Raw genomic sequence first — 11476 nt, 5'->3', positions numbered from 1 at the left:
AGCTAGCGGTGAGGGCGGTGGCGGGGCGGCAGCGCTGTCGGTGTTATCCGGACCTTCCAGGAACTGGCGGGCCAGGTACTGCGCGTACAGCCAGTCGCCGGCAGTGAGCAGCTTGCCGTTGATGGTACTGAAATATAAAGGCTCTGCTTTGCCGGGCGCCTGCACCTGGTAAAACCAGGTGGTATCAATATGCACCAGCCGAAAGCTGCTGATGCTGTCAATATGATGTTTTTGCAAAGCTGCTGTGAGCGTGGTTTGTACCTGCGCGCTGTTAATGGCGCGTGCCGGCAATACCTGCGTAGCCACCTGCGGGCGGATATTGGTCATTAAGGGGTGCATGAAACCACTGATGGCCCACAACAGCACCGGCAGCGCTATGATAAGCGATAGTGTACGATGCAGCTTGTATATATTCTTCTTCATGACATCTTATTTTTTACCCATTCTGAAAGCCATACCTACATTCCATTCCCGCGGATCGCCGAGGTTGTAGCTGTAGCCGTAAGATGATTTGCTGGCAAAGGTGGAATAATATTTATTGAACAGGTTCAGGGCATTCACCCATACTTCACAGCGGCCAACCGTATAACCGGTGCGCAGGTTCACCAGGTCAAAACCGCTGTAGGACCGCGTATTGGCGTTATCCATCCAGTACTTACCCAGGTGCTGCCATTCCATGCCTATACGAAAACCTTTAAAGAAAGCGGGGTGGTACATTACCTCTGCATTGCTGATAAAATGCGGGGCAGCGCTCATTTCATTGCCGCTTACATCTGCGCCTTTCTCTACATAGTCTGTAAAGGTATGTTTGGCGTTGGTGGCGCTTACCCGCAGCATCCATTGCGGGGCAGGGCGATATGTAATGCCATACTCCACTCCGCGGTGGCGGGTTTTACCGGCATTCTGGTTCTGGAAAGTACCATCATCTTCCCGTACGGAAATAATTTCATTGGTGCCGTTCATGAGGTACACGCTCCAGTCTGCATACAGCTTGTGCTCCAGTAAAGAGAACCAGCCACCTGCTTCATAGTTGAAGAAAGTTTGCGGCTGCAGGTAAGGCACCTTTACGCTGTTAAACAGCTCAGATACCTGCGGCGGCACATATCCCTGGCTATAGTTGGCATACACGCCAATGCCTTTATAGTTATAGGTAAAACCTGCTTTCGGAGTAAAGCGGGTAAAGTTCTGTTTGGTGGATGGCGCGCCGGTGGAGGCGGATGCAGGCAAATGATTATCGAAGTCAAAGTGGTAAAAGTCATAGCGCAAAGCCGCTACCAGCTTTAATCCACGCAGGGGACTCATTTCGTAATGTACATAAGATGCCAGGTTGCTGATGCCGGTGTTGTAGTTGCTGAGCGTAGAATCCGTTTGCTGGTAATTGGTGTAATTACCTTTACCATCCCGGTTAATTTGTATGTAGCGGGCTATGTAGGTGCTGGGGCTCAGATCTGCGCTGATGCCGCCGATCACTTTACTGCCCAGCCATTTGAACTGCTGCTGATGCTGCGCTACCAGCAGGTAGCTGTTAAAGGAGCTGTTGTTCAGCTGCCCGTTTGCCAGCAACGCATTTGTACGGTTATTGGTAATATAATAAGATGGGTTCTGCTTTACGGAGTTATCCCGGAACATGGCGGTTACCTGCGTTTGGCTGTTATCGTTCCATTGCTGGGTAATACCGCTGCGGATGCGTAAGGCTGTGGTTTTACGGTAGGTAAAGGAATACGGCGTGCTATAATTCTTTTGCGCAAAATGGGCGCTGTCCAGGGAGCCGGTCATATCGCTGTAGTAGTCGATATAGGTAATGCTGTTGCTCCAGGTGGTTTTATCGCTGGCTTTATAATCGGCCCGGAAGGTAAGGGCTGTTTTGTGGAAGTCGCTGTAATCCACCGGCCCATCGTGGCGGTTGGCGTAGTAACCGCTTACTACCAGGCCCCATTTACCATAGGCGCCGCCGGCCTGCAGATCTACCCGTTTATAACCGTTGTTGTTGGCCTGCAGGCTTATCATTCCCGTATTTACGGGAGGCGGTGTAAGCGTAATAATATTTACTGCGCCGCCTACGGCCTCCGCACCGTATAAAGAAGATGCCGGCCCGCGGATGATCTCTATCTGCTTAGCGGCAGCCATATTCATTTCCAGCAGCGCGTTATGATTGTATAAGCCGGTAGTGCGGATGGGAATACCATCTTCCAGGTACAGGAACAGGCTTTTGGTGGTCATGGGCTGACGGATGCTCATTTCATGCTGCTCATTGGAAAGGCTTACCATAAATACCCCGCTTACTTTATTCAGCAGCTGGTCCAAGCGGTTAGCCTTTGTATCCTGGATGGTTTTAGTACTAATGGTGCTGATGGCAATGGGCGCATCGCTCCTTTTCTGTTGGGTGCGGCTGGCGCTTACGATCACCTGCTGCAATTCTTTTATGGTGGTTGTATCCTGTGCAGCAGCTATTGCTACTACGCATGTTAGTATTATTGATAGAAATCCCTTTTTCATTGCAATAAGTTCAAGTGAGAGAATGCAGAACGCTTAACGCCACAGGCGTGAAGCAAAAAGCGCAAAGCAGAAAGCATAAAGCTTAATGCAGCGAATGTGGAAAGCAGAAAGCACAAAGGCCAAAAGCTAAAGGCTAAAGGCTAAACGCCAAAAGCTAAAAGCTAAAAGTTAACGGCGCGCACTAACAGCCGGTAAAGGACCGGATGCAATGCATATCAATAAATACACAATAATCAATAGTTAACGGGGCAGCACTACATGGCAAGCAACATTAAGCCTTCGGCTTTATGCTTCTTCCTTTTTGCTTTACGCTTTAACCTTTATGCTTTGTGCTTTCTGCTTTAGGCTTTAAGCCTGCGGGGGATGGAAAGGGGCGGCTACAAACACGGTACAGGTATTTACCTGCAAATTGGGATATTGTATAGTACTAACAATCAAAGAGTGGTTCAGATGGGCGGGGCTGAAAGCGGCGCAAATGATCTCCAGCTTATTCTCTGCACGGCGCTCGGGGTTTTCCTGCTCGCTTTTTTCTTCCTGCTTCATCTTACGCATCATATGGCATTTACCATTACAATGCATTTTAGGCTTGTTGCGGTTCACGCAAAGGTTTTTGGCAATGTAGTCCCGGTTCAGCTCATACTCCGCCACTATCAGCATTTTGCTGAAGGTTTGGCTCAGTACGCCTATCAGTAATAATATTGCGGCAACTTGTTTCAAGCTGCCGCAAAGATAGTAGTGAAAGCTGAATTTCCCAGTTAGTTCAGCAATTTTATTTCGTGTTCCAGCGGAACCATTTAATACCCAGTAAAGAGAACACAAAGGCATATCCAATGGTTGCCAGCAGGGCCTGCGTACTTTGTATGGTCCAGTGCGCCGGCTGCAGGCCATCGGCTACTATACGTTTTACACTTCCAAAAGGCGACCACTTTACAATGGCCTGCACTTCTGTACCCAGCATGCCCAGCTCGCCGAACATGCCGATCATAATAAAGGCAAAGTATACCAAACGGGTAGTAGCGCTTACCGTTTCAGGGTTCTTAATAAGGCCGGCTATCATCTGCCCCAAACCCAGGTACACAGCGCTGCCTACTAATCCCATGGCAAAACCGAACACATAACCTGCCGGGGTCAGTGATATTTTATCTACATAAAAACCTACAATAAATACGGCAATGATCAACCCCAGGATCATTACAACCTGCACGGTTAAGCGGCTTACCATAATGGTCCAGGTGGGAAGGGGCGCTACACGCAGGCGCTGGAAAATGCCCTTATCACGGTCGCGGGCAATGGAGTTGGTGTAGCCCATTAAGCCTATGGCGGTAAGGCCGATGGTGATACAGATGGATAATACAAATGCGCCGCCTAATTTATCTATCAGTCCTTTCCAGGACATCAGTATGATCAATGGCACCAGGAACACCAGTATAACGGAGCGGCGATTGCGCCATTGCGTGGTAAAATCGGCGCGCAGCAATGCATTTAAAACAGTTGATGTTGCAGGAATATTATTTCTCATGGCTCGTAATAGTTAAAGGTTATGAACGGATGGCGCGGCCGGTAAGACCAATGAATACATCTTCCAGGGTGATCTTCCCTTTGCGGGAAACGCTGATCACTTCCGGGTCGTGGCGGTAATGGTCTATTAATGCCTCGGGCGTATCAATGGCCACTACCCTGCCATGGTCAATGATGGCGATGCGGTCGCACACGGCTTCTGCTTCTTCCATAGAGTGTGTGGTAAGTAATACGCCATGTCCTTTTTCACGGATGGCTTCCATACGTTCCCATAGCTGCCGGCGCGATTGCGGGTCCAGGCCTGTTGTTGGCTCATCCAGCAATACCAGGTGCGGATCGTGGATGGTGGCTATTACCAGGGATACGCGCTGCTGCTGGCCGCCTGAGAGCTGCCCGAAACGCTTGCCGGCAGCATCTTCCAGCTTAATATCCCGCAGAATGGAAAGGATCTGCTCATTGCCAATGGCGGCGCCATAAATACCGGCATACAGGCGAATGATCTCTGAAATGGTAAGCTCCGGCTGAAAGCTGGTGGCCTGCAGCTGTACGCCCATATTAGCGCGGGCATGCAAAGGCTGTTTGTGAATATCAAAACCGGCTACGGAAATATTGCCGGAGCGGGGTTCCAGCAGGCCTTCCACTGCGCTGAGCGTACTGGTTTTACCCGCGCCGTTAGGGCCCAGGAAGCCAAAGATCTCACCGGCATTCACCGTAAAGGATACATCATTTACAGCATGAAAGTTACCGTAGTACACATGCAGGCCGCTTACTTCAAGAATAGGCGTATGTGATGGATGGTTCATTAAAAAAATGATTTTGGTTTGGCAGATAACGCTGCAAACATACACTACCTGCAACGACGCTATATGATAAAAAGGCGAAAACCTCTGTTCTGCCGGTAAAAAGCCCCGGAATGGCGGTGAAGTTTCCGTGTTTTACGGTTTAACCGGTTCCTGCACCGGTCATCCAGATAGGCGTTGGGCCGATGCAAATTATTTATATCTTCATTGCTGTTAATTATTCAAAGCAGATCGTTCATGTTCCGTTACGCACTATTGTTGATGCTGGCAGTGGCCGGCTCTTTTCATGTGAATGCCCAAAGTCTTTATATGCCCCGGGATATTACACAGGCTTTTAAAAAAGGCACCCGCGCCATGGACGGGCAGCCCGGCAAGAACTACTGGCAAAACCATGCCCGTTATAATATCAACGTTACAGCCCTGCCGCCCGACCGTACTATACGGGGTAAGGAAGAGATCACGTATGTGAACAACAGCCCCGACACGCTGGAGCATATGGTGATAAAGCTGCTGCTGAACATTCATAAACCCGGCGCCCCCCGCCTGAGTGGTGTTCCCCCCGATTATCTTACAGAAGGTGTGAAGATCGATGGCTTTAGCGTGAACGGGCAGGCCCGCAGGTGGAGGGAAAGCAACGCCTACTTTACCTGGCAGCCCATACTGCTGCAGGAGCCCCTGCTGCCGCATGATTCTGTAAAGCTTACGTTCGACTGGCATTACCAGGTATCTAAGGTAAGCAACCGGGAAGGCATGATAGATTCCACCACTTATTTCCTGGCTTACTTTTACCCGCGTGTAGCCGTGTACGATGATTACAATGGCTGGGACCAGATGCCATTTAACGATGCGCTTGAATTTTACAACGACTTTAATGATTATACCGTTACCATCAATGTGCCCAAGAACTATATTGTAGGCGGCACCGGTACCTTACAGCAGCCGGAAAAGCTGCTGCAGCCAGCCTTTGCACAAAAGCTGCAGGCTTCCCAAACATCGGATGAGGTGATACATATTGCTACCCTGCAGGACCTGCAGGCAAAGAATATAACTGCGCAGAACGAGATGAACAGCTGGCAATTCAAGGCCACCAACATACCGGATATGGCCTTTGGCATCAGCGATCATTTTGTGTGGGATGCTGCCAGCGTGGTGGTGGACGATGCCACCAAACGCCGCGCCAGCGTACAGGCTATGTATAATGACACAGCGGCTGATTTTCACCACATGGTATCTTTTGAACGGCATGCGCTCAGCTGGTTATCGCGCAAATGGCCGGGCGTACCTTACCCATATGAAAAGATGACCGTGTTCCAGGGTTATGCGGATATGGAATACCCCATGATGGCCAATGACGGCGCCACACAGGATACCGGTTTTACCAAGTTTGTAGCAGAGCATGAGATTGCGCATACCTATATGCCCTTTTACATGGGCATTAATGAAACCCGCTATGGCTTTATGGATGAAGGCTGGGCCACTACCTTTGAGCTGCTGATAGGGCGCGAAGACCAGGGCACGGAAAAAGCGGAAGAGCTGTACAAACAGTTCCGTGTTGATAACTGGATCCATGATGCCAGCTCGGAACAGGACCTGCCTATTGTTACGCCCGGCGATGTATTGGGTGGTGCAGGCTTAGGCAATAATGAATACGGCAAGCCCTCTCTTGGCTACCTGGCCATGAAGGATATGCTGGGCGATGACCTGTTTAAGAAATGCCTGCATGCCTTTATGGATCGCTGGCATGGCAAACATCCCCTGCCATGGGACTTCTTTAATACGTTCAACAATGTATCCGGTAAGAACCTGAACTGGTTCTGGGCTAACTGGTTCTTCTCCAATTATTATATAGACCTGGCTGTAAAACAGCTGGCAGCTAACGCGCAGGGTTATACGCTGCATGTTAAAAATATTGGCGGTATGGCCACACCTTTTGATGTGAACATTACCTATACCGATGGCAGCACGGAAACCCTGCACCAAACGCCGCTGGTATGGGAGGCCAGCCAAAAGGAAACACAGGTGCGCATCTCCACTAAAAAGAAGATCCAGTCCCTGGTGTTAGATGGCGGCATTTTTATGGATGCCGATACGGACAATAATGTATGGCCCCTGCCTAAAGATTAGAGATCGTATACTGTTTAAACAGGATGGTAGATTCATCTTCCGCCAACCCTTCCTCATACACCTTTTTACCCAGCGTGTGCGGGTCTAACTGGTTAGAGGGACGGTTGGCGAACTGAAATTCATCCATCACGAACAGTTTGCCCTGGCAGCGTTTAATAAGCTCCTGCAGCAGCAGCTTGTTAGGCATAGTGGTTTTCCACTTTTCTGCAATGCGGTGGCGGTCCAGCGTTGCCATGGCGGCCAGCTCCTCGCTTTCCATCATGAGGATGCCTTTTTCCAGCGCAGTGCCGTTGTAGCTGAGGTGATGCCCTACCTTGTAGAACACTGTGCGGTTCAGCAAACATTCCGTAAGATGTTTGCCATCCCTCCCCTTCTTTTCCCATTTCTTAATTTGGTGCCAGCTTTCCCAGCTGCCATACTCCGCATCGCCGGGGAATAGTAATACCTTGCCGCTTTTTTCAAATTCAATGGCCAGGGCCAGGCTGGTATTATTGATATGGCTGTTCAGCCGCAGCGCCAGTGAGCCTGCGCTGGAAAGCCAGTCGTCATTGATCTTGCGCCACTGGTTGCCCGAAGCATTATAAATGGCTTCCGGCGCTTCATCTGATGCAATGTAATCGCTGGTGAAAGGCACATCATTACGCTCGGTATTATTAAGGGAAAGAAAAGCGTTTACAGACAGGGCGCTATCGTTCAATGTAAGGTTCTTCTGAAAGACATCTTTCCCGGCCTTACCATCTTTAAATATAAAATCGCGGTTAGTGGGCGGGCCCAGCACATTGAACTTTATGCCCGGTGCATTGGGCAGGCTTACAATATCGCCGGGGCTCAGGTAACGGATCTTTACCTTTTTTTCTGCCAGTATTTCTTTGATGATGCGCATACCGGGCAGGGGTTTACCGCCGGTTTCCTCTTCCCCGTCCAGGTTAATGGTGGCCAGGGTATCCAGCCCGTTAATAAAGGCGCTGCTGTTATCCAGCATAATGCGGTTAAACTCGCTGTTATCCTCATCTCCACCGGCGCCTATCTTCATATTCTCATGACGGTCTTTGAAGGCCGTGATGGCGTTTTGCAGGGCTGCGCGCATTTTGGTGCGTTTGGTTAACAGCTCCTGTGCGTGGCCGTTGGGGTCTTTAGGATTCTCCGTCCAGGCAAACCAGGCTTCTTTTATTTCCAGCTCCCGGAAAATGGCCGGGTCTTTTGCAAAACCGGCTACGTGGTCATTGTGCTCATGTGTTACCACCAGCAGGTCTACAGCACCGTTTACATATTCCAGCAGCTCCTGCAGGTAAGGTTTAAAATCTTCAGAAGTGCCTCTGCAGCTGCCGCAATCTATCATCATAGTGAAGCGGGTGGTTTTGCGGCTAAAGAACTTGATCACAAAACAATCGCCGGTGCCCAGGCAGTACATGCGGATGGAGACGCGGTCGAGCTTACCGGTAAGCGTTGCGCCGGCAGCGCGTTTGGTGCGGGCTGTTACTTTTTTAGGGGCTTTTTTTATTTGCATGGTCATGGGGTTTCAGTTAATGCTGGTGAAGAAATGCAAAAGGTTCCGTCATATGGTGGAAGCCGTTGCCGAAGAACTGGAAATAATCATTCACACCAAAATCTGCTTCGCAGTTCTGGTACATGTACTGCGCCCGGATCCTTTTCAGGTTCAGCGCCGGTACCTGTCCTGCATCCAGGCTGTGAAGGTCAACGATCGGTTTGGAGATGGCGTACTTCAGCTCCTGGCTATCCAGGTCAAAGATGAGGGTGCAGCCGCCGCGGAACTCACAACCGCCTTCGGGAATAGGATCCCCGCTTTCTGTAGTGTTGGCCAATGCGCTGGCGTTGGGCGTAAAGTATCCCTCGATGGCGCCGTCTTTATATATTACGCCGCTGCGCTGGGTAAGGGAAAAGATCACGTTATTGATCTGCGCCCCGTTAGGACCTACCCGCGTTACCAGCCTTAGTTTTAAGATCTGGAAAGAGGCGCCTTTGTACTGGCTTGACTGGCGCAGGCCCAGCTCAGCAAAGTTATCCACGAAGGCCAGGCCGGTGAGCCGTGCAAAGTCGGCCGATTCGGCAAACTTTTCATTTAAGCGCCGGTGCAGGCCGGGTATATGCGGACGGCCTTCCTCATACAAACCGGTAATGTACTCACGTGTTTTATAATAGATCTTCCGGCGGTCGTTCACATACTTGATCTCATCTCCATAGTCCCGTAAAAAACCGTTCACAATGGCCAGCAGCTCTTTGGTGGTCTCGTTCAGGCTGTGATCATTCTTCTCATCATGCTTCTTTGTCATAGTGCCATGCTTATCGGCCAGGTAGCCAATGTTCTGCAGGGGAAAACGCAGGCTTTCCACGCTCAGGGTTTTAATGCCATCGGGGTAAATGCCACGGCGGCGGAAGGCATCAATGAACGCCAGGCGGTAGTCGCGGTTATCATCGGCCACAATATCCATATCTGCTGTGATGATGGCGCGCAGGTAATCGCCAAACGTAATATCAATGGGCGGGCAATAGTCAATTGCGCGTATGCACATGGTTAGCACATGGCCGGCTGCTTTGGCGGCTTCATTGGCTAAGCGGTCCACCAGGTCGGGCGGAATATCGCCCTGGCGCAGGATGCCTGTACCGTTGGAGGCAATGCGCAGCAGGTCGGCAATACGGCTTTTGTAAATATTCAGGAAAGCCTCAAACACAGCGGCTACCAGGATGCTGCCGCGTGCGTGCGGCTCCATTTCCCTGCGGTAGTCTTCCGGGTTAGGATCTTTGGGCTTCCATTGCTTGGTTTCCTCATCTACTTCGCCAATAGCATCACGCAGGCTGCCGTAATCGCCTACGGCGGTGCCAAATTCCTGGGCCAGCTGGCCTAAGAGGTTCTGTGCGCCCAGGTCGCCCCGGGTTTTGCAGATCTGGTGTTTCAGTACATCGGGGAAGCTAAAGTGCTGGAACAGGGCTACGATATCAGCAAAGGCTTCGTGAAAGGCCAGCACATCGGGGTTGGTGGCCTCGTTATAATAGTTGTGCACCCCATCCAGGATGGCGTGGGTGATCTCGTGTGCAATGATATCATGGCTCAGGGCTGTGAATACAACGGAGTTGGGCATGTGCAACGTTTCATCTGCCGGGGTGGATGCAAAGTAGCCGAATAGCAGCGATTTTTTTACCGGGCTGTAATAGGCATTGGCCTCGCGCATGGCATGGGGGTAAATGCGCAGGCGCTGTACATATTCATCCTCCACGGCTACATTCAGGCCGCGGCGCGATTCCCAGAGGATCTTGCGGCCCAGCGCCCGTTCAAAGTTCTTGATAGTGGTCATGGCCACGGCATACACCATCTGCTGATGGAACTGCGGATCGCTTTCGCTGGGGTCCAGGCCGTCCTGCGCCAGTATGTAATCATCATCCAGGTCTACGGCGCGGTAGAACTTACCTACGGTGGGATCAAAGTCTATCACCTCCACGTATTCGCCTATGGGGCCTGGTTCCAGCGTTTCCCAGGGCACTTTGTATATGATGTTGTTAATGTCGGCCGTATCTATTTTTAATGACAGGCTGGGATCAAATGCATAACCGCGTAGTTTGCGGAAGGGTGGTTTTTTCCCGATGTAGCTCTTGGGATTAATGGGGGACATGCGCTCACTGTTTTAGTGAAAGTATTTGGGGTACCTTAAATATTTCCGTGCTGATGTTTGGGGTATTGGCGTTCTTATCCGCTCAAAGGAACAGTTATCTGTTGCAAGGTGAGGTTTTTTTTTGAAATAATAAAGCGTAAAAATACCTGATTAGCAGGAGGCTGTGTTCGTTTATTCATCGGTACTTTTCCCCTGCTCACCGGTACATCTCCTATTTCGTACATTTAGTATTCGTTCCTTTATATATGTTCCGTAGCAATGTTTCCATCATTATTACCCATATAACCGGCTGGCTCATTTTCCTGAGCCTGCCTTTACTTTTTATAAACGGGCAGCCGCACTCAGATGCAAACTGGTGGGAGCTGCTGCTTTCCCGCCCCTACTGGCTGTTTGTGCTGGTATATATGATGCTGTTCTACGGCAATACTACGTACCTGATACCGCAGCTGTTCTTTCAGAAAAAGTGGCTGGCCTATTTTGGCATTTTGCTGGCGGCGCTGGTGCTGGTGTATTACCTGCAGCCTTTTGACCGGCTGCTGGGGCATGGGGCGCAGCATGGCTTTAACCAGGGAGCATTGAAGCCGCCACCAGGAGGGCCCTACGGTATGCCGCCGGGGGGCAATGGATTTCCGCCACCCGAACCAGGGGGCCGCTTTGGGCCAGGCGGCAGAGGGCCGGGGAGCAATGGCGGGCATACGGATATGGTAAGCATCTTCCTGTTCCTGGTAGTGGTAACGCTGGCCATTGCTGTGGAGCTTACCAAGCGCTGGCGGCTTACAGAACAACGCGCTATACTCGCGGAGGCCGACCGTGCGCATGCAGAACTCTCTTTCCTGAAAGCGCAGATCAACCCGCACTTTTTGTTCAACACCCTTAACAACATTTATACGCTGGCCCTCACCGGCAATGAAC

The 11476-nt window shown here is 50.7% G+C and carries 9 protein-coding genes; 2 read left to right on the top strand and 7 right to left on the bottom strand.

What is annotated here, in order from left to right; all coding sequences use genetic code 11:
* The 5 genes from VIM87_RS21430 to VIM87_RS21410 all read right to left on the bottom strand — a co-directional run.
* Positions 1 to 423: hypothetical protein (locus VIM87_RS21430; protein WP_331998983.1), on the bottom strand; the 423-nt coding region annotated here is incomplete at its 3' end.
* Between the two features lie 6 nt (positions 424 to 429).
* Positions 430 to 2496, bottom strand: a complete 2067-nt coding sequence (locus tag VIM87_RS21425; protein ID WP_331998982.1) for a TonB-dependent receptor — start codon at positions 2494 to 2496, stop codon at positions 430 to 432.
* 348 nt (positions 2497 to 2844) lie between these two features.
* Complete coding sequence (locus VIM87_RS21420) at positions 2845 to 3213, bottom strand: hypothetical protein (protein WP_217603275.1); 369 nt, start codon at positions 3211 to 3213, stop codon at positions 2845 to 2847.
* A gap of 52 nt (positions 3214 to 3265) precedes the next feature.
* The gene (locus VIM87_RS21415; protein WP_331998981.1) at positions 3266 to 4015 is read right to left on the bottom strand and encodes an ABC transporter permease; all 750 of its coding nucleotides are present in this window, start codon (positions 4013 to 4015) and stop codon (positions 3266 to 3268) included.
* Between the two features lie 19 nt (positions 4016 to 4034).
* Positions 4035 to 4817 carry an ABC transporter ATP-binding protein gene (locus VIM87_RS21410; RefSeq protein WP_331998980.1) on the bottom strand — a complete coding sequence of 261 codons (783 nt, stop codon included), beginning with the start codon at positions 4815 to 4817 and terminating at the stop codon, positions 4035 to 4037.
* 234 nt (positions 4818 to 5051) lie between these two features.
* On the opposite strand from VIM87_RS21410, the gene VIM87_RS21405 reads away from it, so the two are divergent.
* Entirely contained in the window at positions 5052 to 6938 is a 1887-nt protein-coding gene (locus tag VIM87_RS21405; protein WP_331998979.1) for a M1 family metallopeptidase, read from the top strand.
* On the opposite strand, the gene VIM87_RS21400 is transcribed toward VIM87_RS21405, so the two are convergent.
* On the bottom strand, positions 6928 to 8451 hold the full coding sequence (locus VIM87_RS21400; RefSeq protein ID WP_331998978.1) for an MBL fold metallo-hydrolase: 1524 nt from the start codon (positions 8449 to 8451) through the stop codon (positions 6928 to 6930). The two genes, VIM87_RS21405 and VIM87_RS21400, sit on opposite strands and share 11 nt — an antisense overlap.
* Positions 8452 to 8461: 10 nt before the next feature.
* Positions 8462 to 10564 carry a hypothetical protein gene (locus VIM87_RS21395; protein WP_331998977.1) on the bottom strand — a complete coding sequence of 701 codons (2103 nt, stop codon included), beginning with the start codon at positions 10562 to 10564 and terminating at the stop codon, positions 8462 to 8464.
* 245 nt (positions 10565 to 10809) lie between these two features.
* Between VIM87_RS21395 and VIM87_RS21390 the strand changes: the two genes are divergently transcribed.
* Positions 10810 to 11476 (top strand): histidine kinase (locus tag VIM87_RS21390; RefSeq protein WP_331998976.1); only part of this gene is annotated, 667 nt, incomplete at its 3' end.

Source organism: Chitinophaga sp. (assembly GCF_036569125.1).
GTDB lineage: Bacteria > Bacteroidota > Bacteroidia > Chitinophagales > Chitinophagaceae > Chitinophaga.
This window is presented reverse-complemented; position numbering and strand designations above follow the sequence as displayed.

Bases quoted from the DNA above. Each gene is read 5' to 3' on its own strand.
- VIM87_RS21410 (WP_331998980.1), bottom strand. From the start codon at position 4,817: ATGAACCATCCATCACATACGCCTATTCTTGAAGTAAGCGGCCTGCAT.
- VIM87_RS21405 (WP_331998979.1), top strand. From the start codon at position 5,052: ATGTTCCGTTACGCACTATTGTTGATGCTGGCAGTGGCCGGCTCTTTT.
- VIM87_RS21415 (WP_331998981.1), bottom strand. From the start codon at position 4,015: ATGAGAAATAATATTCCTGCAACATCAACTGTTTTAAATGCATTGCTG.
- VIM87_RS21425 (WP_331998982.1), bottom strand. From the start codon at position 2,496: ATGAAAAAGGGATTTCTATCAATAATACTAACATGCGTAGTAGCAATA.
- VIM87_RS21395 (WP_331998977.1), bottom strand. From the start codon at position 10,564: ATGTCCCCCATTAATCCCAAGAGCTACATCGGGAAAAAACCACCCTTC.
- VIM87_RS21400 (WP_331998978.1), bottom strand. From the start codon at position 8,451: ATGACCATGCAAATAAAAAAAGCCCCTAAAAAAGTAACAGCCCGCACC.